Source organism: Mesosutterella faecium (genome assembly GCF_022809315.2).
Classification (GTDB): domain Bacteria; phylum Pseudomonadota; class Gammaproteobacteria; order Burkholderiales; family Burkholderiaceae_F; genus Mesosutterella; species Mesosutterella faecium.
This window is the reverse complement of sequence record NZ_JAKZJU020000001.1, coordinates 1,193,992-1,217,518: the sequence shown is the minus strand read 5'-3', so window position 1 is coordinate 1,217,518 and position 23,527 is coordinate 1,193,992. Positions and strand designations below refer to the sequence as shown.

Sequence of the window (23,527 nt, the reverse complement as noted above, 5' to 3'; positions counted from 1 at the left end):
TAATACACTAAAGTGGTAATATGTTAAAAACAAAATAGTTTAGTTATTTGTTACTAAAAACAATTTTTTAAAATTTGTTTCCTTCAAATCAATGTTTGGCTTAGATCAATGTATTTTCGTGGAAAAAGCTGATTTTCAATGCGCCGCTTCCCAGCTCTCGCCCGAACCCACGGAGGCGGTGAGCGGTACGCGGAGCGTCGCGACGCCGGACATGATGAGGGGGAGCTTTTTCATGACCTCGCCGAGCTCTTCATCGGGGACCTCGAGCACGAGTTCGTCGTGAACCTGAAGCACGAGCCTCGAGCACAGCGCCCTCTCGTCGAGCCACTTCTGGACGGAGACCATCGCGATCTTGATCAGGTCGGCCGCTGTGCCCTGCATCGGCGCGTTGATCGCCTGGCGCTCTGCGCCGGCCCGGACCACTGCGCGCGTGCTTTCGATGTCGGGCAGCCACAGCCGGCGCCCGAAGGCGGTCTCGACGTAACCGCGCTCGTGGGCAAGCTGCCGGGTCCGGTCCATGTACTCATGCACGAGCGGATAGCGCGCGAAGTAGCGCGAGATGAACCCCGCCGCCTTCGCGCGGTCGACCCCCAGGTTCTGCGCGAGGCCGTGCGCTCCCATGCCATAGATCAAGCCGAAATTGATCACTTTGGCCATCCGGCGCTGCTCGGGCGTCACCTCCTCGGGCGGCACTCCGAACACCTCGGAGGCCGTCGCGCGATGCACGTCCATGCCGCGCTGGAAGGCGCTCACAAGCCCCGGGTCGCCGGACAGGTGGGCCATGATCCGAAGCTCGATCTGGGAGTAGTCTGCCGAGACGATCCTGCAGCCCGCGGGCGCGATAAAAGCCTCGCGCACACGCCTTCCCTCCTCAGTCCGCACCGGGATGTTCTGCAGGTTGGGGTCCGAGGAGGCGAGCCTTCCGGTCACGGCCGTGGCCTGCCCGAAAGTGGTGTGCACGCGTCCGTCGCCCGGAAAAATCATCGCCGGCAGCTTGTCCGTGTAGGTGCTCTTCAGCTTTGCGAGCGCACGGTACTCAAGCACGGTCCGGGGCAGGGGATAATCCGCCGCGAGCTCCGAGAGCACCTCCTCACCGGTCGAATAGCCTCCGCTCGCGGTCTTTTTCTTCGCCGGGATTGCGAGCTTTTCAAAAAGGATGTGCCCGAGCTGCCTCGGAGAGCTCAGGTTGAACTCTTCGCCCGCCTCTTGCCAGGCGCGCCGTTCGAGCTCGCCGATCCGGGCTGCGAGCTCGCGGCTCTGCGCCTCGAGCCGCACGGAGTCGATCAGTGTGCCGGTTCTCTCCATCCGAAAGAGCACGCTTTCGGTGGGCAGCTCTATGTCTTCGTAGATTGACTCGAGCTTCTGCGCGGGCTCCTCGCGCATCTTGAGAAGGAACCGCGCGTAAAGGGCGCGGATCGCCGCAGCGCTCTCCACCGCATATCGCGCGGCCTGCTCGCGAGGAACCTCCCAGGGGCGCTTCTCCGAGGCCCCGCGCCCGAAGACCTCCTCGGGCCCCTGGATCGGGCGGCGCAGCCACCGGAGCGCAAGCCGCGGCAGCTCATGGCGGTTGTGAGACTCGATCACGTAATCCTGCAGCCGCGTGTCCTCCAAGCCCCGGCCGGGCCTTCCCGAAAGCCTGATGCCCTCGTTCGCGAAGACATGAAGGAGAAACTTCACGCTGTGGCCGACCTTCGGCGCCCCGCCTTCAAGCCACGGCCGAAGCCCTTCGAGAAGGTCCTGCTGCGGCTTCGAGCGGGTTCCGTCGCCAAGCGCGAGCGGCATGTACCAAGCCCCCGCGCCGCCCGCGCAGAGCGCGATCCCGCAGAGCTTCGCGGTCATGGGCTGGTGCGAGTCCGCAAGGATTTCGACAGAAACGGGAATCGCGCTTTGCTCCTGCGCCCAGAGGACCCCGAGCATCGCCTTGAGCGAGGCCTCGTCCTCGACCAGGGAAAAGTCCACGGGATCCTCGAGCAGTCCGGGCGGCTGAGGAAGGACGCCGGCCGGCGCCGGCCCCGAGGCGGGCAGCGCGGAGAACAGGTCTGGCTGCGTGCCTGCGGGCGCGGCGGGCTTTTTCGCCTGCGCCGCCTGCTTTCTTATGCGTCCGGCCGAGCTGCGCATCTCCCAGCGGGCGAAAAGAGGCTCGAGCTTCGCCTCGTCAGGCTCCGAGAAGGTGAGATCGCGGCAGGTCCCAACCTCGGGCAGCTCCACCGCGGTGCGGATCGTGACCAGATCCTTCGCGACAGGAAGGAAGCCGAGCCCCTGCCGGAGATACTCGCCCGCCTTCCCTTTCACCTCGGGGGCGTGCTCGGCGACCGCTTCGAGGCTGCCGAAGGCTTCGAGCCACTTCGCGGCCGTCTTCGGCCCGCATTTGTAGATGCCCGGCACGTTGTCGACCTTGTCGCCCATGAGCGCGAGATAATCGATGATGAGTCCGGGAGGGACCCCGAACTTGGCCTTGACGCCCGCCTCGTCCAGCACCTCGTGGGTCATCGTGTTGATCGTCATCACGCGCCCGTCCTCGACCAGCTGGTTGAGGTCCTTGTCGCCCGTTGCGATGTAAGTGGTGAGGCCCTCTGCCTTTGCGCGCGTTGCAAGCGTCCCGATCACGTCGTCGGCCTCGACGCCGCTTTTCTCGATGATGCGCCAGCCCAGCGCGCGGACGAACTCGTGAATCGGACCGATCTGAGCCGCGAGGTCCTCAGGCATCGGCGGGCGGTTCGCCTTGTATTCAGGATAGATCCCGGAGCGGAACGTCTTGCCCTTCGCGTCGAACACGCAGACCCCGAAATCAGGCTTTACCTTCGAACGCACGGCCCCGAGCATCGCCGTGAACCCCTTGATCGCCCCGGTGGGCTCGCCCGCGCTTGTACGAAGATCAGGCAGCGCGTGGAAAGCGCGGAAGAGATAGTTGGAGCCGTCGACCAGGAGCAGCGTTTCTGACATGTTGAAGATTCCTCCGGGAGCCAGCGGCGGAGTGCCGCGGGCGCTTTTCTCTCACTTTAACCGTGTTTGGGGAGCTTCGCCTGTCCGCCCCCGCGCTTTTTTAGTCCCCGGCCTGCCACGCCGGGCCCGGGACATGGCAAAATAGTTTTAATCGGTTCGAGCCTATCGAACCGACCCCAGAAGAAAGGACACTTCTATGAAGATTTGTGCCGTCATGGCGGCCGCCGCTGCCGCCCTCCTCGCGATTGCAGCGCCCGCCTCCGCGGCGGGCAACAGCGTCCCGGACGATGCCACGGGACTGGTCCCCACCCAAGCCGACATGCAGAAAGCCCGCGCCGAGCGGGAAGCCGGCCGGGCGCCCGAGCCGCCGGCCAAGAACACTACGATCGAGCAGGTGCGCGACCCCAACAACCATGTGACGGAGTACGTGGTGACGCCCGGCTCCACGCATATCCCCTACACGATGAAAAACGAGGCCGACCGGCCTGCGGACGACACCCCGGGCGGAAATTCCAAAAGCACGATGGGCACAACCCGGCAGATCCGCATCGGATGGTGAGGCGCAGAGCCCCGCCCTCTGTTTAATCGCGTGAAAGGAAAACGCCATGGCTGTATTTACAAAGATCACGCCTAGCGAAGCCGCGGCCCTGATCGGCCGCTGGAAGGCAGGACGCTTTGAGTCCCTCGAGCCGATCGCAACCGGCATCGAAAACACCAACTACGTCATCAATACCGACGCGGGGCGCTGGGTCCTTACGGTTTTCGAGAAGCTCACCGACGAGTCGCTGCCCTTTTATCTCTCGCTCATGGAGCACCTCGCGCAGCACGGCTGCAGGGTGGCCAGCCCCCTGCGCACCGTGAACGGCGACCTCTTTGAGCACTTCGGCTCCAAGCCCTGCATCCTCTGCGGATATCTCCCGGGCGAAGACGGACGCCGGGTGTCGCAGAAGGGCTGTGCCTCAATGGGCGAGACTCTCGCGCGGATGCACCTCGCGGTGAGCGACTTCAGGCTTAGCCTGGACAATCCCCGGGGGCTCGTCTGGTGGATCAAGACGATCCCCGTGATCCTGCCGCGCATTCCTGAGTCTCTGCGGCCCGACCTCGCCCACGAGCTGCAGGCCCAGATCGCGCTCCAGGGCAGCCCGGACTGGAAGAGTCTGCCCGCGGGGGCCTGTCACTGCGATCTGTTCCGCAACAACGCGAAGCTCGCCGATGTCGGCACTGCGCAGGAGCGGGTGACCGGGGTCTTTGACTTCTTCTTCGCGGGCTGCGTTCCCTTTGTCTACGATCTCGCCGTCACGATGAACGACTGGTGCAGCGATCCTGCGACCGGAGCCTTCCGGCCTGAGCTCACGAGCGCTTTTCTCTCGGCCTACAACGCGGTGCGGCCTCTTTCCGGTCTGGAACGCAAGATGTGGCGCGGGGCGCTGTGCGCCGCGGCGTTCCGCTTCTGGGTGAGCCGGCTCACCGACTTTTACATGCCCCGCGAGGCTGAGCTTCTCCATCCCCTTGATCCGGAAGAGTTCCACCGGGTGCTGCGCGACAGGCAGACCTGCGCGCTGCCCTGGCCCGAGGGGGAGGGTCTCTGATGGGCGTCGTCTCGCAGATTAAAAACGGCCTGTCCTGGTTTTCCTCGAGCCTCCGGATCCTGCGCCTGCAGCCCCTTGGCTTCACGGCGGTCGCTTCGGTCTACGTGATGACGATGGCGCTTTTCGGGATGCTGCCCTGGGTGGGGCTCGTCTTTGCGGGACTGTTCTGGCCCTTCGGGACGCTGCTCATCGCAAAGGGCGGCGCAGACTCGCTCTCCGGGCGCAGGCCCACGCTTGAAATCCTCTTCCAGTCCTGGCACCGGACCGACACGAGGCTGAGGATGCTGCGTGTCGGCATCCTCTACGCCATGATGATCGTGCTCGTGTCAATCATTTGGGAGTTTCTTGCCGCAGACGACATCGCGAAGTGGGAGATCAGCGCCGAGGGACGCATCAACTGGGACTCCGCCGCGCAGCACGTCCCCTACGGAGCGATCGTGGCGGCCCTGGCCGTCTACATCCCGTGCGCCATGGCGCTGTGGTTCGCGCCGCTGCTGATCTACCTGAAGAACCTGCCGCTGCCGAAGGCCCTCTTTTTCTCGTTCTTCGGATGCCTCTCGAACCTGCCCGCCATTGCGGTCGCCCTTTTCCTCGCCTTCGGGGCGACAGGGCTGCTCATGGGGCTCACCGCTCTTTTTGTCTCGGTTTCAGGCCTGGGCGCGGTCGCACTTTTCTTTCTTTTCCCCGTCTCCTTCCTGTGCACCGCCCTGATCTACGGCACCTACTACCCGATGTGGAAGACGGTTTTCAGCGAGGTCACGTTCGAGGGACCCCGCTCGGAGCGGCCCGCGGGCTTTTAAGGGGCGGGGTCCGAGCCGCCCTCGGACAGCCCCAGCTCCAGCTGCGAGGCGCCGGCCTCCAGCTGCTCGTCCCGGTCACCCCTTGAGACCGAAAGCCCGACAAGCCGCACTCCGGCGGCCGGAAGACTCACCTCGGCTGCCAGCTCTCTGGTCAGCCGCCTGATCTCCTGCGGAGACTGCAGCGGGTGCCCGAGGCTCTTCGAACGCGTGACGCCCCGGAAGTCCGGCAGCTTGAGCTTGAGTGTCAGGGTCGAGCCCAGAAAGCCGCTTCGGGCGAGCCGCCTCATCAGCGAAAGCTCCACGGGCTCAAGCTCCCTTAAAACCTCCTCAAGGGTGACCGCATTGCTCTCTAGCGTGGTTTCGCTCCCGACGGACCTGCGGACGTGCACCGGCGTCACGGGCCTCTCGTCGATGCCCCGGCTGAAGCGGTAGCAGGATTCGCCCGCAGCCCCGAAGACCTGAACGAGCGCCCCGAGGCTCCACTTCCTCAGATCGGCTCCCGTCTCGATGCCTGCCTCGCGCATCTTCGTGGCCGTGACCGGACCCACTCCCCAGAAGTCCTCGATCGGCAGCGCCGCTATGAACTCGACCGCGTCCTCGGGACGGATGACGAAAAAACCGTCGGGCTTGTTCCAGTCGCTCGCCACCTTGGCGAGGAACTTGTTGAACGAGACCCCGGCCGAGGCGACCAGGTGCAGCTCGCGGCGGATATCCTGCTTGATCGCGGCGGCGGCCTCCGGCCCCGAGAGCCTTCCCTCGCTTACGTCAAGGAACGCCTCGTCGATCGAGATCGGCTCCACGAGCTCGGTGTAGCGCCGGAAGATCGCACGCACGCTCTCGGAGACCTGCCGGTAGCGCTCCATGCGCGGGCGCACAAACACAAGCTCCGGACAGAGCGCCTTCGCCTTGAAGGAAGGCATCGCGGAATGCACACCGAACGCCCGGGCCTCGTAGCTCGCGGTGGCGACCACGGAGCGGCCTTCGCCGCGGCCCACCGCAATCGGCCTGCCCCGCAGCTCCGGGCGGTCGAGCTGCTCGACGGAGGCGTAGAAAGCGTCCATGTCGATGTGGATGATTTTGCGGTAGGGGCGTTTCATGATGAGCTTATTCTACGAAACGGCCAAAAGGAATCGAACCTCCCGGGCTGCTGTAGAATAGGCCCCTCTTAAATTTCAAGCCTTTAGTTTTTTCCGCGGCAGCGCCCTGCCGCGGCCGCTCTATGCCCAGCCAGCCCGCGTCAAAAGCCTCTTGCCCCCCGTCTCCTCCCGCTCCCCTGCCCGAGGAAAGCGAAAAGTCCTTCCCCATCTACGGCAGCGACATCACGGACATCCTCCCGCCCGAGCAGTTCCTGTGGCAGGTGCAGGGGGCCTACCCGGGGTTTGACGCGCTGATCCGGACGCTTTACACCGCGCAGAGAAAACTGCGGCACGTGCCCGAGTCGGCCTGGCCCGAAGACGTTCTGATCCCCTCCGATTTCTATATGCAGGGCGTGGTGCTGCCCGAGCTGCAGGGGCTCCCGCCTGAAGGCTGCGAGGAGAGGACCGAGCCCCCGCAGTCCTGCCCCAGGCCGGAGTGCTCCGGCTGGGAGGCGCCCGAAGAGGAAGAGTGCGGGGAGTCGTTCAAAGCGGCAGGCTTCAAGGTAAGCGCCGCCCTAAGGCACGCCTTCGCCTTCGCAAAGGAGTCTGTGGACCATTTCGACGAGGAGGAGCCCGAGGGCCAGAACTTCGTGCTCAGCCCGGAGAATTACGCCGAGGTCGTCACCAGCGTCCAGACCCGGCTCGCAGCCGCCTCCTGGGAGGTGTTCAAGGACGTGGTCGCCTACAGCGCCGGGGACGCGGAGAGGATCAGGCGCACGGGGCCCGGCCTCGGGGACTTCCTGCCCGATTCGTTCTTCAAGCCCTTCAATTCGCCCTGCTTCTGGCTTTCTCTGGCAGGCCAGGGGATCGAGATGCTGGGCGAGCCCTGCCTCGGCTGCTTCGTGTTCCGGGGGCGCAGCGCCGCCTCCGCCGAAGCCTCGCTCAGCGTGGGCTTCGTCTCCAAAAATTCCTATTTCGACTACGCCATTCCGCTGCCGCGCCACGCCACCCTGGGCTTCATTCTGGAGAGCGCCGGGGACTTCCTGTCCACGGACGGCGAAAAAATGCCCGAAAGGCAGAAAAAACGTCTGATCGACGACCTGAAGTCGACCTGGTCCAAGGTGTTTCCCCTGATCGCGCACGTCTACGGGCACCTGCCCGCGCAGGCGCTGTTTGCCAGGCGCCAGGCTCTGGGGCGCAGGATCCTCGGCAGGGGGTCGCCCATGAATTCTCCCAAAATCCACGTCTGGCGCTGGAGCGCGGCGAAAAAGCGCTTCGTCCACCGGCTGCACCCGGCGCTGCTCTGCGGCGGGCTTCGCAGGGACTTCCTGCAGGAATTCATGGAAAACGAAGAGCGCGCCCCGATCGAAGTGGCGCAGGACCCTTCGCAGCAGCCCATCCTCAATTAGGCCCGGGGAAAAACAGGCTCCCGGGCGCGGGCCTCCTCCGGGAGAAACCGGCGCTTCAGCGGCCGCGCGAGCGCGTCTTCATCAGCCTCTGGCGGTCGCGCTCCCACTGGCGCTTGGACTCGTCCTCGCGCTTTTCGTACTCGCGTTTGCCCTTGGCGAGCGCGAGGGTGAGCTTCACCCGTCCGCGCGTGAAGTGCATGTCCAGCGGGATGAGCGAGTACCCCTGGCGCTCGACGCGGCCGATCAGCCGCATGATTTCCTTTTTATGCATGAGCACCTTGCGCGTCCGGGTCGGATTGGCCTTCTCGTGCGTGGAGATTTCATCGGTCGGGTTCATGTGGGCGTTGCACAGCCAGAGCTCCCCGCCGTACTCATAGACGTGGCTGTCGCCGATCTGCACCCGCCCCGCGCGCACGCTCTTCACCTCCCAGCCCTTCAGGACCAGGCCACACTCGAACTTCTCCTCGACGGAATAGTTGAAATGCGCCTTGCGGTTGACGATATGGGGATTTGTATTGGCCACGGCTTGTCCGTCCGAACTCTTTTCTCAAAAAAACAGGAACGCTCCCCTTTTTTGGGCCCGGGGCCTGCCGCGGGCGGGAGCCTTCCATCAGCTAAAATTGGGTTTTTATTGTAGCAACGGCGGCCGCGCCCTGCGCGCGCCGCCGGGATTTCAGCCTCTTCGGAGACTCGGGGACAGCGATGGCTGATCAAGGCATTCGGATATCCGCCGCCGGGAAAACAAAGGACGGACAGGTGCGGGAGATAAGCCTCACCGTGCCCGAGGGCAGCACGGTCGAGCAGGCCGCGGAGATCGCGCGGGCCGAGGGCGGCTTTGCCTGCGGCGAAGGAAGCGCCCTTTCCGTCTGGGGCAAAAAAGCGGGACGCGGCCAGCGGGTCCGCGGGGGCGACCGCATCGAGTGGACCGAGCCGCTTGTGATCGATCCGGCCGAGGCCAGAAGGCTGCGGGCCGAGCGGGCCGCTGCCGCCCCCTGCCGGGGCCGGCACGGCAGCCGACACCGCCTCATTTAAGCCGAACCGGCTAAATAGCGAAAAGCCTGAAAGCGGGGGCTCCCTCTTTCAGGCTGATCTTTTTATTATGCCTCTTTATCCTCCGGGCCTCCATAGGGACATATGCCCCTGGCGATGCGCCGCCTGCGGAGCGATGATGCTCTTGAAGGCAGAGAAACCACGAGGTCAGTAAACCCTCATTAAAGCTGGTTTCCGCCACAAGGCCCGGCCAAGGCGCTTCGACGCCGCACACTCCCGGGCCTTTTTCGTGCCCGGCATTCTCAAAGGCGGTCAATGGGCGTAAAGGTTCCGTCGTCATTCGGCCGGAACACATAGTGCTTCTTGAGATAAATGACGTCGCTGCGGTTCACAGACTGCAGCTCGGCGAGGATCGCCGCCCGCGCGACGACATTCGCTCCCGCTTTTTTCGCCAGTGACTCGATGGCCTCCATGGATTCCCCGGTCGCGATGACGTCGTCCACCAGCGCCACGTTTTTTCCGCGGATCTCCTCTGCGTCGCAGCCGTCGAGCCACAGCGTCTGCTCCTTCTGCGTCGTGATGGAGTGAACCGTATGGGAGATCGGGTTCTGCATGTAGGGCTTGCGGCTCTTGCGGGCCACGATGAAGTGCTTCATGCCCATGAGGCGGCTCATCTCATAGCAGAGGATGATGCCCTTCGCTTCGGCGGTCATCAGCATGTCGACGTTGCGCGGAAGCCTCTTCACGAGCTCCGGGGCCACGGTCTCGACGAGCTCCGTGTCGGAAATGCAGACAAAGCTCGCGAGCCCCACGGAGTCCGACACCTTCACATAGGGCAGCCTGCGCCGAATGCCCATGATCTCAAAATCAAAATACTTCTGGTTCATCGCCCTTCCTCCGGCCAGGGAGGGGAGACGCCTGCGCGGCCCCGCCGGCTGAAGCCCCTCCCGGCGCCCTGATTCAGTCCATTTCAACAGCACGGGAATTTTAAGAGCGCAGGGCGGATCAGGAAAGGGCGGCCCGCTTTCCCCTCCTGCAGGAGGGAGCGCCCCCGCGGGGCGGGACAGGCTGCTGCGCCGTCTTTTTCTACCTAGCCTTCATCCGCAGGGGAAATAATTCTTTTCCCTTTTTTTCATGATGTTTATCAAAGGGCGGCGCTTCCGCCAATAATCTTTTTATAGAACTCAGAAACACAACGCCAAAAAGGAGAACGCCATGACGAAAGCCGTACAAAGAGGAAAAATCAAGAAGGCTCCCTGCGCCGAGGCCGTGAAGTACCTGATCCGGCCCGCGATCGAAACCGATCTCAAACGCTCCTACAACACCATCCTTGACATCAACAAGGCCCATGTCCTGATGCTCGCGAAGCAGGGCATCATCTCCCGCGGCGACGCGAAGAAAATCCTTGCCGCCACGCTGCAGATCGAAAGCGAGAAGGATCATCCCAGCTTTGAAATCAACCCCGAGGTCGAGGACCTCTACTTCAACCTGGAGCGCTACCTCATCAAGCTCACCGGACTTGAGGTGGGAGGCAAGCAGCACACGGCCCGCAGCCGCAACGACCTCTTCGCCACGGAAATCCGCATGGACACGCGCCGCTACTACCTGAAGCTCGCCGGAATGTTGAACGAGCTGCGGCGCAGCCTGATCGAGCTCGCGGAGAAAAACGTCGACACCGTCATGTCGGGCTACACCCACATGCAGCCCTCCGAGCCGATCACCTTCGGGCACTACCTCTCGGGCGTCTCCTTCGCCCTCGCGCGGGACTACGAGCGCTTCGAGCAGGCCTGGAGGTCTCTGAACCTCTGCCCTCTCGGGGGCGGCTCCATGGGCTCGACCTCGTTTCCGATTGACAGGAACTACACCGCGCAGCTGCTCGGGTTCGACGCCCCGGTGCAGAACTCGCTCGACTGCGTGGCCTCGCGCGACTACGTGCTGTCGATTGTGATGACGCTCGCGCAGACCGCGAACACGATGAGCCGCTGCGCGCTCGACCTCTACAACTGGGCCACGCCCGAGTACGGCTACATCGAGGTCGACGACTCCTGCGCCGTCTGCTCCTCGATCATGCCGCAGAAGAAGAACCCCTTCACCCTTGAGCACGTGAAGGCGAAGGCCGCCCATATGGAAGGCTTCATGATCTCCGTCTACAACGGCATGAAGAACGTCATTTTCTCCCACTGCCGCGACATCAGCGTGGAAACCCCGCGCTTCTTCTGGACCGCCATGCAGGAGATGGAGGCAGACATCGCGCTGCTTAACGTCACCGTGAAAACCCTCAGCGTGAAACCGAAGCGGATGCTGAACAATGCGCGGAAGAACTTCTGCACCGTCACCGAGCTCGCGAACTACCTCGTGCGCTATGACGGCGTCTCCTTCCGCGAAGCCCACGAGATCATCGCCGACGTCGTCGCCAACATGTGCGACCGGGAGCTCACGAGCGCGGACATCGACCGCGAGGCGATCAACGAGGTGAGCCGCAGCCTCTTCAATTTCGAAACCAAGCTCACCGACGAACTCGTGCGCGAAGCGCTCGACCCCTGCCGCGTGGTGCAGGAGAAGAAATGCATCGGGGGCACGGCGCACGAGGAGGTGCTGCGCCAGATCGGTCTCCTGCGCGAGGAGCTCGCCCAGGATGAAAAGCGGCTCGCCGAGCGCCGGGAGCAGACGGAGAAGGCCGCCCAAGGACTCGAGGAAGCCGTCCGGCAGTTTATCGGCTAAAGGCGTCAGGGCCGTCCCGCTGCGGACGGGACGGCTTTTTCCCAAAACTAGCAGAGGAATTCCGATATGTTTTTCGCTGAATTCTGCATCATCATCCTGGCCATGCTGCTGGGCGCCCGGTACGGCGGCGTCTTCTTCGGCTTGGCAGGCGGCGTGGGCCTGATGGTCCTCATTCTCGTTTTCGGCCTGGCCCCGTCCTCCCCGCCCATCAATGTGATGCTGATCATGATGAGCGTGGTGCTCGCGGCCTCAACGCTGCAGAGTTCGGGCGGCATGGCCTTTTTGGTGAGAATCGCCGAAAAGCTGCTCCGGAAGTATCCGAAGGCCGTGACTTTCGTCGCCCCGCTCATCGCCTTTGTCTTCACTTTCATGGCCGGGACGGGCAATGTTCTTTATTCCATCCTTCCGGTCATTGCAGAGGTCGCCCGTGAAACCGGCATACGCCCCGAGAGGCCTATTTCCATCTCGGTCATCGCCTCGCAGCACGCCGTGCCCGCATCTCCGATTTCGGCGGCCACGGTGGCGATGGTGGCCCTTCTGGGCAGCCAGGGAGTCACGGTTCTCACCATTCTTGCAATTGTCTGCCCCGCCGTGATCATCGGCTTGTTCTGCGGAGCCCTTGCCGTGTGCAAAAAAGGCAAGGAACTCAGCGAGGACCCTGAATATCAGAAACGGGTCGCACAAGGCTACTTCGACTCGGCGAAAAAAGCTCAGGCTCATGGCACGGAAGGAGGTGAGACCCGCTCCGCCAAGGTTTCCGTCGCCGTCTTTCTGATCGCAGCGGTCACGGTCGTGCTGGTGGGCACTTTCCCGGAGCTGCGGCCTCATGTCGTCAACGCAGCCGGCAAGGCGAGTCAGGTTTCGATGACGCATATGATCGAGCTGATCATGCTCATCACCGGCGCGATCATCGTCGTCTTCTGCAAGGCCAAGCCCGACGAGATCATCCGCACCTCCGTTTTCAGGGCCGGCATGATGGGCGTCGTCACCGTGTTCGGCCTGGCCTGGATGAGCGATACCTGGATTGCCAACAATCTGCCTTACATTAAGACCACAGTGGCCGCTGCCGTTCAGTCCACGCCCTGGCTGTTTGCGTTTGCCCTGTTCTTCGTTTCCGCGCTCACGCATTCCCAAGGGGCTACGGTCGCCGCTCTGATGCCGCTCGGCGTCGCCCTGCGCATCGACCCGCTCACGCTGGTCGCCATGTATCCTGCGGTCTGCGGCTACTTTCTCATCCCCTCCACCGGCGTGCTGCTGGCCGGCGTCGCCTTCGATGAAACGGGCACCACGAAGATCGGCAAGTGGGTCTTCAATCACTCCTACATTGTTCCCGGTATGGTGACTACGTTCTGCAGCGTCGTCGCCGGACTGGCGGTGAGAAATATTTTCTTCTAAACAAACGGCCGGGTTCCCTCCAGCCGGAAAGGCCTTCACTGCGGTCAGCAATGAAGGCCTTTTTGTCTGCGCCCGGGCTCCTTCTGCCTTAAGGCGGTCCTCTTTCCCTTCAACGAAGCCCGGCGCAGGCCAGGAACCGCCCGTGCTTTGAACAGGGAGTCAGACGCCCTCCTCCCATCAAGGCTTCGCCGCTCTTTTTTCTGTTAATCTGAGGACTCAGGGGTTGAGAGCACTGTTTCCGCGGCTTCTCCCAGTTGAATTCTTTTCGCTTCCTCTGAATTCCATGCCAAATTTCAACTTCGCCTCAATCTTTTTAAAAGAGCGGGCCGCTGTTTTCCTTTCTCTCAGCAAGACCCGGAGCTTTACCGCGACTTCCCGCCAGATGGGGCTCAGCCAGTCCTCCGTCTCCAGGATTATCAATGAGCTTGAATCGGAACTGGGGATGGAGCTGATGGACCATACGGTGCGTCCGATCCGGTTTACTGCGGAGGGGACAGCACTGCAGAAATTCCTGTCCTCGGAAACCCAGTACATCGACACCTACCTGCAGGGCCTGAGAGATAAAAACGCACTGAAGCCCCGGCTCAGGCTCGGCGTCGTCGAAAGCATCGCGAGGATTCTCTCCCAGCGCATCGTGAGCGCGCTGATGCCCGACTGCTCTCAAATCTCCGTGATGACGGGAATAGCCGGCTACCTGCTGCGAAGGCTGGATGAGGACCAGCTCGATGTCATCATCTGCTCCGACCCCTTCGCCAACCGAAATGACCTCAGGAGAACGTTCCTGTTCCGCGAACCCTCCGTCATCATCGCGCCCGATTCGCTGAGGCTTCCGAACGCTCCCTCCTGGCAGGATCTCCAGTACTGCGGCCTTCCCATCATTCAGTACAACCGAAACAATTCCGGCGGCCAGCTCCAGCAGAAGCTGTTCAACAGGCTGGGGCTGAATTTCATCAACAAGCTGGAAGTCGACATCAATGCGCTGCTGCTCACCTTTGTGTCTGACGGCATGGGATGGGCGCTTACCCGGCCGACGACTCTCGTGCAGCACCCTGAGCTGATTTCAAAAGTCAGAGTCTACAGAATGCCCGATCCCGTAGCCGCAAGGGAAATTTATGTGATCACGCGGCTCGGCGAGCTTGAGGAGCTTGCCGCGCGGGTGACCGAAATCGCGGCCGACGGCATATGGAACCTCATTATTCCTGAAATCATCAGAAAAGCCCCCTGGTGCGCAGACTATATGTTCGCGGCCGCAGATAAAACAGGCGTGCGCAAGCCCGTTGGGAAAGGCATTGGAAGCCGGCTGCTGGTTCTTTGACCTGCGGCGGCCTTACATGTGAAGCGCAGCCGGCGGAGAAACCCGGCCGGCCTCGGCATCCGGACAGCAAAAAACCTCGAAGTCAGTCTCCTGAGATCGAGGCCTATCTGCAGCATCTGGCGGAAGGGGTGAGATTCGAACTCACGGAAGTTTTGAAGCTTCGCCGGTTTTCAAGACCGGTGCATTAAACCGCTCTGCCACCCTTCCAAGGCATAGAAGAGGTTTATTTTACATTCTTCCCCTTTCCCGCGCAAACGCGCGGAAAAGGGAAAAACGGAGAGGTCAGATCTCCGCCGGGCCGTTTTCAAGGCCGAAAGCCTTGTGAAGGACGCGGACGGCAAGCTCCGTGTACTTCTCGTCGACCACCAGGCTCACCTTGATCTCCGAGGTGCCGATCATCTGGATGTTGATGTTCTCCTGGGAGAGCGCGTGGAACATGCGGGAGGCGACGCCCGCGTGAGAGCGCATGCCGACGCCCACCACAGAGATCTTCGCGATGTTGTTGGAGGTGAGGATCTGTTCGCCGCCGATGAAGGGCAGCACGTCGGACTTCAGGACATCGACCGTGCGCTCGAGGTCGGTGCGCGGCACGGTGAAGGTGAAGTCCGTGCGCCCGTTCACGCCGACGTTCTGGACGATCATGTCCACGTCAATGTTGGAGGCGGCGATGGGCCCGAGGATCTTGGAGGCGATCCCCGGGGTGTCCGGGACGTTGTGAACGGTGACCTTCGCTTCGTTGCGCGAGCAGGCAATGCCCGTGACTACGGCTTTTTCCATCATTTTGGGATCTTCCTCATAGGTAATCAGGGTGCCGGAAACAGCTTCAACGGAGACCGGCAGGTCGGGGTCGGTAAGGCTCGAAAGCACCCGCAGGGGCACTTTGTATTTGCCCGCAAACTCCACCGAGCGGATCTGCAGGACCTTGGAGCCGAGGCTGGCAAGCTCGAGCATCTCCTCAAAGGAAATGTTGTTGAGGCGCTTCGCCTCGGGCACGATGCGCGGATCGGTCGTGTAGATGCCGTCGACGTCAGTGAAGATCAGGCACTCGTCGGCGTGCACCGCCGCGGCGATCGCGACGGCCGACGTATCCGAGCCTCCGCGCCCCAGCGTCGTGATGTTGCGCTCCGGATCAATGCCCTGGAAGCCGGCCACCACCACGACGCGCCCGGCGTCCAGCTGGCGGCGGATCGCGTCCTCGTCGATCGTGTCGATGCGCGCCTTCGTGAAGGCGCTGTCAGTGTGGATGCCCACCTGCCAGCCGGTCATCGAGACCGCGTCGACCCCGAGGTCCTTGAGGGCCATGGCAAGCAGCCCGATCGAAACCTGCTCGCCCGTGGTCGCCACGACGTCCAGCTCGCGCAGATCGGGGCGCGGGGAGACTTCCTTGGCAAGGGCGAGAAGCCGGTTCGTCTCTCCGCTCATGGCGGAGACGACGACGATCATCTGGTGGCCTGCCTTCTTCCACTTGGCGACACGGCGCGCCACATTGCGGATGCGCTCGGGTGAGCCCATCGAAGTGCCGCCATATTTATGAACGATAAGTGCCATGATTGTGTTTCTCAACTCAATGGAGTGCGTTAAAAAACTGCCCTCTTCCCTGCGGAAAAAAGCAGGACTTAAGAATCAAAATAGCCCATGCGGAGCCACTCTGCAGACAAACCATCCGCCGCATCACTCAAACAGGGTAAGCAAAACCGCCTAATCCCTCTCCGAGGGCTGATGCCGCGGTCCGGATTCACAGTCCGAAGAGCGGACGGTCCGGCTTCCAGCCGATCACCCAGAGCGGCTCCCCGGCCGCCTCCTCGCCGTGCTCCATCAGCCTTATCTCGGAGCCCAGCCCGGCGGCGAAAAGGAGCCTGCCGCCGCGCCAGAGCAGCGGCAGATCCCCGCGCTCAAAGGAAGGAATGCCCTTGGACTGGTAGAGCTGCTTCAGGTGCCGGCTCGGGCGGAAGCGGAAAAGCTTGATCTTTTCTCCGCCCTGCCGGCCCCGGGCCTCAAGAGGCTCGGCCCTGAGGAAAGACTCCGCGAAGCCGTCCTCGCCCGGGGCGGCCCTCCGGAAGGTGAGCACTCCGCCCCAGGGGGCGAGCTCGATCTCGTTTTCCCCGCGCCAGAAAAAGCGCTTGTTTCTCGAGGTGTCGCGCACGGGCTTCGCGAAGGCCCTGAGCACAATGTCCGAGCCCCAGCGCCGTATCTCATAGGCCCCCAGCCGGATGGTGAGCGCCGTGTCGGAGTGCGTCTGCCGGGCCTGCCTCAGCGCCTCGATCAGCGTCGCGCGGGGCGGCGGCTCGACGCCCTCCGAGGCGATCCAGGCGCGCAGGCAAAGCGCCTGCCGCGGGATGGGGAGCTCGAGCAGCGCTGCGATTTTCATCGCGTGGGGACGGGCCGCGTCGAGGCAGTGCGCCACATCCTCCGCCGCCACCGAATGCAGCACCTCGCCCGCCTCCATGACGAGCTCGACGGAGCGGCAGGCGGCCTTGCGGAAGCCCGGCCTCGCGCGGTCGAGCACGGGAAGGACCTCGTGGCGGATCAGGTTGCGCAGGTAAGCCGTGTCGTCGTTGCTCTCGTCGTCGACCCAGGCGAGGGCCCGGCCCTTCGCGTAAGCCTCGATCCAGCTGCGGGGAATCTCAAGCCAGGGCCGCACCAGCAGGCACGCGCCGCTGCCGAACCCGCGCACGACCGGCATGCCGGAAAGGCCGTCGATGCCCGCGCCGCGCATCCACTGCAGCAGGAAAGTCTCCAAGCGGTCATCCTGGTGGTGAGCGGTGAGAACGGCATCCAGCCCGAGCTCCTCGGCGGCCGAGGCAAGCGCCCTGTAGCGCGCCTCCCGGGCCGCCGCCTCGATGCCGCGGCCGCGGCGGTCGACGTGGACCTTCAGCACGCGAAGGGGTATCGAGCGGCGCGCGCAGAAGTCCTCGCACGTCCGCACCCAGCTTTCCGCGTTTTTGGAAAGCCCGTGGTTCACGTGCAGGGCGCAGACGGACTCAATGAGCCGGGCGCCCTTTTTCGAGCGGGAGAGGCGCCACGCGGCCTCAAGAAGCGACATGCTGTCGCGCCCGCCGGAAAAGCCGATTCCGATGCGAAGCGGGCGCTCCGGAGGCGCAAGAAGCATTTCGGCGCGGTTTCTGAGCGAAGCGTTCACCCGCTCCAGGCTTGAGGCAATCGCCCCGCCCAGGCGGGACTCCAGCGTGCGAAGGCTGGGAATCTTTTCGGCTTTCTGCGGCATGCTTCCTCCCTCCCCTCGGCCTTCCGTCCGCGGCTCAGGAACCGGCCGCTCCGTCCGGTTCCTTCGCGGCGGTTCTGCCCGCGGCCGCCTTGGCCGCGGCGCGCTCGGCGAACTGCGCCTCCTTGGCCTGCGCCGCCTTCGCCTTCTGCATTTCGCGCTGCGCAATCGCGTCGGCGCGGATGCGGTCGGCCTCCTTCTGCGTGATCACGCTGTAGTCGCCGTAGCGCATGATGCGGCTCAGGCGCCTGGCGATCAGCTTCTCCACCGGCATGCGCTTGAGAGACTTCATCCGGTCGATCAGGGACTTGCTCAGCGTGCGCGCCATGAGTTCGGGATCCCGGTGCGCGCCCCCGAGCGGCTCGTAGACCACTTCGTCGACGAGCTTCAGCGCGCGCAGCCGGTCGGCCGTGAGGCACAGGGCCGAGGCCGCCTCGGGCGCCCTGGCGGCATCCTTCCAGAGGATGGAGGCGCAGCCCTCGGGGCTGATCACCGAATAGGTCGCGTACTGCAGCATGAGCACCGCGTCGGCCACCGCGATGGCAAGCGCCCCGCCCGAGCCGCCCTCGCCGATCACCGTGGTCACGACCGGCACCTCAAGGTGCGTCATCTCGACCAGGTTGCGGCCGATCGCCTCGGACTGCCCGTGCTTTTCCGCGTCGATGCCCGGGTAGGCCCCCGGGGTGTCCACGAAGGTGATCACCGGCAGGCCGAACTTCTCGGCGAGCTTCATGAGCCTCAGGGCCTTGCGGTAGCCCTCGGGATTGGCCATGCCGAAATTGCGGAAGGTCCGGGACTTCACGTCGCGGCCCTTCTGGTGGCCGATCACCATGACGGGATCGCCCCCCAGCCTCGCAAGCCCGCCCACGATCGCGGGGTCGTCGCGGTAGAAGCGGTCGCCATGCAGCTCGTGGAAGTCCGTAAACATCGCATGGATGTAGTCCAGCGTGTAGGGACGGGCGGGATGCCTCGCCACCTGCGAGATCTGCCAGGGCGTAAGGTTCGAGTAGACCTGCTTGAGCAGGGCGAGCGACTTGGCCTCCAGCTGATCGACCTCAGAGGCGATGTCAAGGGACGGATCGGACTCCTGCAGGGAGCGCAGCTCCTCTATTTTCTGCTCCAGAGCCTCAATGTCCTTTTCAAAGTCGAGAAAGAATTTTTTCACGTTGCACCCGTGCGAATGATGACCGCCGGGCGCGAGGCCCTGCGGAGCCGTACTGTCCCTTTAGTTTAGCCAAAAGGGAGTGGCCGGGCCGCAGGCGCGCCGCCGCAGGGATTAGCGTCTTTTCGCCTTTGCCCCCTTGAGGCGGCGGGCCCTTGCCGGCCCCCGCGGGCGCTCAGCTGCGCCTCCAGGTGGTGCCCTGCGGGGTGTCGAGCAGCACGATGCCCTGCGCGAGGCACTGAGCCCGGATCTCGTCGGCCCGCGCGAAGTTCCTGCTCTTTTTGCAGTCGCTCCGCTCCTTGATCAGCCGGTTGATTTCCTCCTCGTCGAGCCCCTTGACCGCGCCCTTCAGGAACACCGCCGGATCGCGCTGCAGGATGTTGAGAACGCCCCCCAGGCCTTTGAGCTGGCGCACGAGCGCGGGATCCTTCGTGCGGTTGATCTCGGTGGCAAGCTCAAAGAGCTGCGCGATCGCCACCGGGGTGTTGAAGTCGTCGTCCATCGCGCGGGCGAAGGCCGCCGCGTGCTTTTCCTCCCAGTCGAGCGGCCGGCCGTCGCCCTGCGCCCCGTCGAGCGCCTCGTAGAGCCTCGTCAGGGCCTTGTGCGCGTCCACGATGAGGCCCGTGTTGAAGGAGATCGGGCTGCGGTACTGGGTGCGAAGGAGGAAAAAGCGCAGCACCTCGGCGCCGTTGCCCGCGCCGAACTTCCCGTCGGTTTCGGAGAGCGCGTCGCGGATCGTCCAGAAATTGTGCAGCGACTTGCTCATCTTCTGCTCGGTGCCGTCGGCCGCGCGGACGCGCAGCGGCCCGGAGTGCATCCAGTAGTTGGCGAACCGCACGCCGTTGGCTCCCTCGCTCTGGGCAATCTCGTTTTCGTGATGCGGGAAGATGAGGTCGGGGCCGCCGCCGTGGATGTCGAAGGTCTTGCCCAGGTAGTGGCAGCTCATCGCCGAGCACTCGATGTGCCAGCCGGGCCGCCCCTCGCCCCAGGGGCTCGGCCAGTGCGGCTCGCCCGGCTTCGCCTTCTTCCAAAGCACAAAGTCGAGCGGATCGCGCTTGCCCTGGCCGATGCCGATGCGGGCGCCGGCCTGCAGGTCATCGAGGCTCTTGCCCGAGAGCTTCCCGTAGCCGGGGAACCTGCGGACCGCGAAATCGACGTCGCCGTCGCTGCCGACGTAGGCGAGGCCCTTGTCCTGCAGGGTCCTGATGAGGTCGAGCATCTGCGGGATGAAGTCCGTTGCATGGGGCTCGTAGGTCGGCGGCAGGCAGCCGAGCGAGGCCATGTCCTGCTGCATTGCCGCGGTGAACTCGCGGGTGAGCTCGAGCGTGGAGATTCCGCGCTCGGCGGCGCGGCGGATGATCTTGTCGTCCACGTCGGTCACGTTGCGCACGAAAGTGACCTGATAGCCCCGCGCCTCAAGCCAGCGGCGGATGACGTCAAAGGCGACGAAGGTGCGCCCGTGCCCGATGTGGCAGTAGTCATAGACCGTCACTCCGCAGACGTACATGCCGACCCTGCCTTCGTGCACGGGCTTGAAAACTTCCTTGCGCCGGCTGAGCGTCGAGTAAATCATCAGGGGATTGGTGGAGATCATGTCTGGACTGCGCTCCTCGCATTCTTAAAAAAGTGAAAAAACGGCGAGACGCCCGCCCCGGCGGGCGGGGGAGTCGCGGAGAATCTTTACCGAACGGGTAAAATCCTTTGAAAAGTATAGCGGTTCGAACGCGCAGGCACGCCCCCGCGCTTTTGCGGCGCGGCAGCCCCGGGTGCCTCTTCCCACCGCTTTCATGAAAAAGCCCATGGATTTTCGTTTATGAACAAAACCATTCGGGCGGCCGCGGCCGCCATATTGATCGCCATCGCCTCCTGGGCCGCCTCGGCCCAGACCGTGCTCTACCCGATTCCGGAGCCGCAGAAGGAGCCGAAGCTTGTGACCGACTATCCGGTTTTCGTGAACCGGATGATCGGCGAGAAGAATTACGAGAAGGCCCTTCAGTACGCCGACCAGGGCCTGGCCCTCAATCCGAAGAACCTGAACCTCATGTTCAAGCGCGGGCTGATTCTCGAGCGCATGGGGCGCCTCGACGAGGCCCGCGAGGCGTACTCGAAGATGATCCGCCTCTACCCTGAGATTCCCGAGCCCTACAACAACCTCGCGATTCTCGTGGCCGACAGCGGCAGGGGCGACATCGATCACGCGATCGAGCTGCTGCAGCGGGCGATCACCGCCAACCCCCGCTTCTCGACCGCGCACGAGAACCTGGGCGACCTCTACGCGCTCAAAGCCCTGCAGAACTACCGCAAGGCCGTTCCGCTCAAGGGCGCCACCCGCGAGCAGCTCAAGCGCGTGGGCGAAAAGATCACCATGCTTCAGATCGTGACCGGCAACGACCCCGCCCCCGAGCCGGCCGCAGGCTCAAAGTCCCAGGCCTCCGCGCAGCCGCAGGGAAGCGCAGCCTCACGGGCGCAGGGCGCCGGAGCCCCTGCCTCCCAGGCGGCCTCGGGCAGCGTTTCGGCCAGCAGCTTCGAGAGCCGCAGCACCGAGAGCAGCCTCTTCAAGCCGCTGCCCGAGATCAAGCCCTGAGGCCGGGCGGGGCGCGGATTCGTTTAGCCGCTACAATTAGGAATCCAGGATCCGGGAGAAGGCGCGAGCCTCTCCCTCCTTACCGTTTATTGAATTAGGAAGACAAAGCATGATCCGTTTAACCACCAGCATGGGCGTGATCGACATCGAGCTCGACCCGGCCAAGGCTCCCGTGACCTCCGCCAACTTCGAGCAGTACGTGAAGGACGGCTTCTACAACGGCACGCTCTTTCACCGCGTCATCAAGGGCTTCATGATCCAAGGCGGCGGCTACACGGCCGGCATGAAGGAAAAGCAGACGCGCGAACCGATCGTGAACGAGGCCTCGAACGGCCTTGCCAACAACCGCTACACGATCGCGATGGCCCGCACGAGCGACCCCGACTCGGCCACCGCCCAGTTCTTCATCAACGTCGCTGACAACGACTTCCTCAACTACAGCGCGGGCAACGCGGGCTACGCCGTGTTCGGGCGCGTCGTGAAGGGCTCCGATGTGGTCGACGCGATCGCCGCTGCGCGCACCGGCCGCCGCGGCTGGTTTGACGACGTCCCGCTCGAGGACGTCGTGATCGAAAAGGCTGAGATCCTCTAACGCAGCCGGGCCCCGGGGAGCCTCCTCCCCGGTCGGAAAAGGACGAGGAAGGAACAAATGTCTGAAATCACAGCTCCGGCTCTGGCCGGCACGACGGAGGTCGCGCCGCTTGTCAACCCGGTCTTCATTTCCGATCTGCATCTCGCTCCGGAGCACCCGAAAACCCTGATGCAGTTTCTGAGGTTCATGAAAACCCAGGTGCCCTACTACGAGGAGCTCGTGATCCTGGGCGACCTTTTCGACTACTGGATCGGCGACGACACGATCGACACCGCCGCGCCGATCGTGAAGGCGCTCGCCTACGCCTCCTCGATCGGCAAGCGCGTGCTCATCACGCCGGGCAACCGCGACGTCATGCTGGGGCCGGGCTTCGCCGCGGCCTGCGGCGCGACGCTGCTCGCCCCCGAGGTGACCGTGGAGTGCATGGGGCGCAGGTTCCTGCTCTCGCACGGCGACGAGTGGTGCACGAAGGACACGGAGTATCAGAAGTTCCGCGCCATGACCCGCGATCCGCAGTGGCAGATCGGGGCGCTGTCGCTGCCGCTTGAAAAGCGCATGGAGATCGCCCGCCAGGCCCGCTCGCAGTCCGAGGGCACGAAGGTGAAGAAAACCGCAGAGATGATGGACGTGGTCGACGTCGAGGTTTACAAGTCCGCCAAGGCCGCGGGCGCCGACGTGGTGATCCACGGCCACACCCACAAGCCGGCGAGCCACGAGCTCGCGGAAATCGAGCGCTGGGTCCTCCCGGACTGGGATCTTGACTCCGGCGCCGGACGCGACCACTGGGGCTACATCCGCACGGTGGACGGCAAGCGGCTGCAGATCATCATGTAGGCCGGAAGGCTTTTGCCCGCAAGGGAAGAGTCAGAAGCGCCGGGGCCGCCCCCGGCGCTTTTGTTTTGCTGACCAGGAAGAGTAAGGCCGGGCCTGGCCGCCGGCCGGATAAAATGGAAGGATCCGTTATTCGGCAGGAGATCCGCAGGCAATGATTCCCATGACTCAAAACAGCACCATCAAGGCCCTCACTTCGCATGTCTCCGTGCGGGACTTCACATCGGAGCCCGTGAGCGAAGCCGACAGGAACGCGATCTTCGAGGCCGCCCGGGCGTCCTCGTCCTCCTGCTTCCTGCAGGTCGTGACCGTGATCAGGATCACGGACCCGGAAAAGCGCCGCGCCTTCGTGAAGCTCACCGGCGGGCAGCGCCACATCGAGTCCGCCGCCGAATTCTGGGTGTTCTGCGCAGACTACCACCGCTGCGAGGCGATGACCGGCAAAGCGCTCGACCTCGGCTGGACCGAGCAGCTGATGGTCGGCTGCACGGACGCCGCCATCATGGCCCAGAGCGCCATGGCCGCCCTCGAGTCCCTGGGACTGGGCGGCGTCTACGCGGGCGGCATCCGCAACAGCATCGAGGAGGCTGACCGCCTGCTCGGCCTGCCGGAAAACGTCATTCCGGTGCTGGGGCTCGCCTTCGGACATCCCGCGTACCGCAACGAGCTCAAGCCCCGGCTGCCGCGCGAGGCGCTGCTTTGCGAAAACACGTACCGCGAGCCCGACCCGGCGCTGCTTGAGAACTACGACCGGGAGCTCGCCCGGTATTACGAAACCCGCAGCCGCAGCCCGAAGAAAGATTCGTGGAAAGCGGGCATCGAGCGGATCCTGCTGCGCGAAAGGCGCCCGTTCCTGCTCGCCTACCTGCAGAAAAAAGGCTTCGGGAAGCGCTGAAGAGC

19 protein-coding genes, 1 tRNA gene and 1 pseudogene are annotated in these 23,527 nt (G+C 63.8%); 12 read left to right on the top strand and 9 right to left on the bottom strand.

The features are described from left to right. Window positions 1-135 precede the first annotated feature (135 nt). Window positions 136-2,943 carry a DNA polymerase I gene (gene polA / locus MUN46_RS05690; RefSeq protein WP_243376674.1) on the bottom strand — a complete coding sequence of 936 codons (2,808 nt, stop codon included), beginning with the start codon at window positions 2,941-2,943 and terminating at the stop codon, window positions 136-138. A gap of 196 nt (window positions 2,944-3,139) precedes the next feature. On the opposite strand from polA, the gene MUN46_RS05685 reads away from it, so the two are divergent. The 3 genes from MUN46_RS05685 to MUN46_RS05675 are packed head-to-tail and all read left to right on the top strand — an operon-like array spanning window position 3,140 to window position 5,332. Next, complete coding sequence (locus MUN46_RS05685; protein WP_237978081.1) at window positions 3,140-3,502, top strand: hypothetical protein; 363 nt, start codon at window positions 3,140-3,142, stop codon at window positions 3,500-3,502. A gap of 46 nt (window positions 3,503-3,548) precedes the next feature. Beyond that, window positions 3,549-4,532 (top strand): homoserine kinase, encoded by a 984-nt coding sequence (locus MUN46_RS05680; RefSeq protein ID WP_243376673.1) that lies wholly within the window; start codon window positions 3,549-3,551, stop codon window positions 4,530-4,532. After that, window positions 4,532-5,332, top strand: coding sequence for a BPSS1780 family membrane protein (locus MUN46_RS05675; protein ID WP_243376672.1), 801 nt, complete (start codon window positions 4,532-4,534; stop codon window positions 5,330-5,332). Before MUN46_RS05680 ends, MUN46_RS05675 begins: the two co-directional genes overlap by 1 nt. Here the strand turns inward: MUN46_RS05675 and dinB are convergent. After that, a complete protein-coding gene (dinB, locus tag MUN46_RS05670) occupies window positions 5,329-6,429 on the bottom strand; it encodes a DNA polymerase IV (RefSeq protein ID WP_243376671.1) in 1,101 nt (366 codons plus the stop codon). The genes MUN46_RS05675 and dinB overlap by 4 nt on opposite strands. Before the next feature lie 122 nt (window positions 6,430-6,551). Here dinB and MUN46_RS05665 point away from each other — a divergent pair, with 122 nt between their 5' ends. Then, entirely contained in the window at window positions 6,552-7,817 is a 1,266-nt protein-coding gene (locus MUN46_RS05665; RefSeq protein ID WP_243376670.1) for a hypothetical protein, read from the top strand. A 55-nt stretch (window positions 7,818-7,872) separates the two neighbouring features. Here the strand turns inward: MUN46_RS05665 and smpB are convergent, their stop codons facing one another. Beyond that, window positions 7,873-8,340: an SsrA-binding protein SmpB gene (gene smpB, locus MUN46_RS05660; protein WP_243376669.1), complete on the bottom strand. Its 468-nt coding sequence runs from the start codon at window positions 8,338-8,340 to the stop codon at window positions 7,873-7,875. Between the two features lie 233 nt (window positions 8,341-8,573). On the opposite strand from smpB, the gene MUN46_RS05655 reads away from it, so the two are divergent. Further along, window positions 8,574-8,849 carry an RnfH family protein gene (locus tag MUN46_RS05655; protein WP_285230571.1) on the top strand — a complete coding sequence of 92 codons (276 nt, stop codon included), beginning with the start codon at window positions 8,574-8,576 and terminating at the stop codon, window positions 8,847-8,849. Window positions 8,850-9,109: 260 nt separating this feature from the next. Here MUN46_RS05655 and MUN46_RS05650 read toward each other — a convergent pair whose 3' ends face one another. Beyond that, window positions 9,110-9,694 (bottom strand): phosphoribosyltransferase family protein, encoded by a 585-nt coding sequence (locus MUN46_RS05650; protein ID WP_243376667.1) that lies wholly within the window; start codon window positions 9,692-9,694, stop codon window positions 9,110-9,112. A gap of 328 nt (window positions 9,695-10,022) precedes the next feature. Between MUN46_RS05650 and argH the strand changes: the two genes are divergently transcribed. The 3 genes from argH to MUN46_RS05635 all read left to right on the top strand — a co-directional run bounded on the left by argH (window position 10,023) and on the right by MUN46_RS05635 (window position 14,238). Beyond that, the gene (gene argH / locus MUN46_RS05645; RefSeq protein ID WP_243376666.1) at window positions 10,023-11,528 is read left to right on the top strand and encodes an argininosuccinate lyase; all 1,506 of its coding nucleotides are present in this window, start codon (window positions 10,023-10,025) and stop codon (window positions 11,526-11,528) included. 66 nt (window positions 11,529-11,594) lie between these two features. After that, a complete protein-coding gene (locus MUN46_RS05640; protein ID WP_243376665.1) occupies window positions 11,595-12,923 on the top strand; it encodes an anaerobic C4-dicarboxylate transporter family protein in 1,329 nt (442 codons plus the stop codon). 283 nt (window positions 12,924-13,206) lie between these two features. After that, window positions 13,207-14,238 carry a LysR family transcriptional regulator gene (locus MUN46_RS05635; RefSeq protein WP_243376664.1) on the top strand — a complete coding sequence of 344 codons (1,032 nt, stop codon included), beginning with the start codon at window positions 13,207-13,209 and terminating at the stop codon, window positions 14,236-14,238. Between the two features lie 117 nt (window positions 14,239-14,355). Here MUN46_RS05635 and MUN46_RS05630 read toward each other — a convergent pair. The 5 genes and pseudogenes from MUN46_RS05630 to cysS all read right to left on the bottom strand — a co-directional run bounded on the left by MUN46_RS05630 (window position 14,356) and on the right by cysS (window position 20,214). Next, a tRNA-Ser gene (locus MUN46_RS05630) sits at window positions 14,356-14,445 on the bottom strand. Between the two features lie 75 nt (window positions 14,446-14,520). Then, on the bottom strand, window positions 14,521-15,786 hold the full coding sequence (locus tag MUN46_RS05625; RefSeq protein ID WP_243376663.1) for an aspartate kinase: 1,266 nt from the start codon (window positions 15,784-15,786) through the stop codon (window positions 14,521-14,523). Window positions 15,787-15,973: 187 nt separating this feature from the next. Continuing rightward, window positions 15,974-17,461, bottom strand: a complete 1,488-nt coding sequence (gene tilS / locus MUN46_RS05620) for a tRNA lysidine(34) synthetase TilS (protein WP_243376662.1) — start codon at window positions 17,459-17,461, stop codon at window positions 15,974-15,976. A gap of 199 nt (window positions 17,462-17,660) precedes the next feature. Continuing rightward, a pseudogene (locus MUN46_RS05615) lies at window positions 17,661-18,623 on the bottom strand (acetyl-CoA carboxylase carboxyltransferase subunit alpha); the annotation flags it as partial. Window positions 18,624-18,795: 172 nt separating this feature from the next. Then, window positions 18,796-20,214 carry a cysteine--tRNA ligase gene (gene cysS / locus MUN46_RS05610; RefSeq protein WP_243376661.1) on the bottom strand — a complete coding sequence of 473 codons (1,419 nt, stop codon included), beginning with the start codon at window positions 20,212-20,214 and terminating at the stop codon, window positions 18,796-18,798. A 219-nt stretch (window positions 20,215-20,433) separates the two neighbouring features. Between cysS and MUN46_RS05605 the strand changes: the two genes are divergently transcribed. The 4 genes from MUN46_RS05605 to nfsA all read left to right on the top strand — a co-directional run bounded on the left by MUN46_RS05605 (window position 20,434) and on the right by nfsA (window position 23,522). Then, window positions 20,434-21,204: a tetratricopeptide repeat protein gene (locus tag MUN46_RS05605; protein ID WP_243376660.1), complete on the top strand. Its 771-nt coding sequence runs from the start codon at window positions 20,434-20,436 to the stop codon at window positions 21,202-21,204. A 109-nt stretch (window positions 21,205-21,313) separates the two neighbouring features. After that, a complete protein-coding gene (locus MUN46_RS05600; protein WP_243376659.1) occupies window positions 21,314-21,796 on the top strand; it encodes a peptidylprolyl isomerase in 483 nt (160 codons plus the stop codon). Between the two features lie 57 nt (window positions 21,797-21,853). Beyond that, on the top strand, window positions 21,854-22,630 hold the full coding sequence (locus MUN46_RS05595; RefSeq protein WP_243376658.1) for a UDP-2,3-diacylglucosamine diphosphatase: 777 nt from the start codon (window positions 21,854-21,856) through the stop codon (window positions 22,628-22,630). Between the two features lie 151 nt (window positions 22,631-22,781). Next, on the top strand, window positions 22,782-23,522 hold the full coding sequence (nfsA, locus tag MUN46_RS05590; protein WP_285230570.1) for an oxygen-insensitive NADPH nitroreductase: 741 nt from the start codon (window positions 22,782-22,784) through the stop codon (window positions 23,520-23,522). Window positions 23,523-23,527 lie beyond the last annotated feature (5 nt).

Coding starts and splice junctions, on each gene's coding strand:
- cysS (WP_243376661.1), bottom strand. CDS start 20,214: ATGATCTCCACCAATCCCCTGATGATTTACTCGACGCTCAGCCGGCGC.
- MUN46_RS05635 (WP_243376664.1), top strand. CDS start 13,207: ATGCCAAATTTCAACTTCGCCTCAATCTTTTTAAAAGAGCGGGCCGCT.
- MUN46_RS05640 (WP_243376665.1), top strand. CDS start 11,595: ATGTTTTTCGCTGAATTCTGCATCATCATCCTGGCCATGCTGCTGGGC.
- polA (WP_243376674.1), bottom strand. CDS start 2,943: ATGTCAGAAACGCTGCTCCTGGTCGACGGCTCCAACTATCTCTTCCGC.
- MUN46_RS05665 (WP_243376670.1), top strand. CDS start 6,552: ATGCCCAGCCAGCCCGCGTCAAAAGCCTCTTGCCCCCCGTCTCCTCCC.
- dinB (WP_243376671.1), bottom strand. CDS start 6,429: ATGAAACGCCCCTACCGCAAAATCATCCACATCGACATGGACGCTTTC.
- MUN46_RS05650 (WP_243376667.1), bottom strand. CDS start 9,694: ATGAACCAGAAGTATTTTGATTTTGAGATCATGGGCATTCGGCGCAGG.
- MUN46_RS05595 (WP_243376658.1), top strand. CDS start 21,854: ATGTCTGAAATCACAGCTCCGGCTCTGGCCGGCACGACGGAGGTCGCG.
- argH (WP_243376666.1), top strand. CDS start 10,023: ATGACGAAAGCCGTACAAAGAGGAAAAATCAAGAAGGCTCCCTGCGCC.
- MUN46_RS05680 (WP_243376673.1), top strand. CDS start 3,549: ATGGCTGTATTTACAAAGATCACGCCTAGCGAAGCCGCGGCCCTGATC.
- nfsA (WP_285230570.1), top strand. CDS start 22,782: ATGATTCCCATGACTCAAAACAGCACCATCAAGGCCCTCACTTCGCAT.
- MUN46_RS05675 (WP_243376672.1), top strand. CDS start 4,532: ATGGGCGTCGTCTCGCAGATTAAAAACGGCCTGTCCTGGTTTTCCTCG.
- tilS (WP_243376662.1), bottom strand. CDS start 17,461: ATGCCGCAGAAAGCCGAAAAGATTCCCAGCCTTCGCACGCTGGAGTCC.
- MUN46_RS05625 (WP_243376663.1), bottom strand. CDS start 15,786: ATGGCACTTATCGTTCATAAATATGGCGGCACTTCGATGGGCTCACCC.
- MUN46_RS05685 (WP_237978081.1), top strand. CDS start 3,140: ATGAAGATTTGTGCCGTCATGGCGGCCGCCGCTGCCGCCCTCCTCGCG.
- MUN46_RS05605 (WP_243376660.1), top strand. CDS start 20,434: ATGAACAAAACCATTCGGGCGGCCGCGGCCGCCATATTGATCGCCATC.
- MUN46_RS05600 (WP_243376659.1), top strand. CDS start 21,314: ATGATCCGTTTAACCACCAGCATGGGCGTGATCGACATCGAGCTCGAC.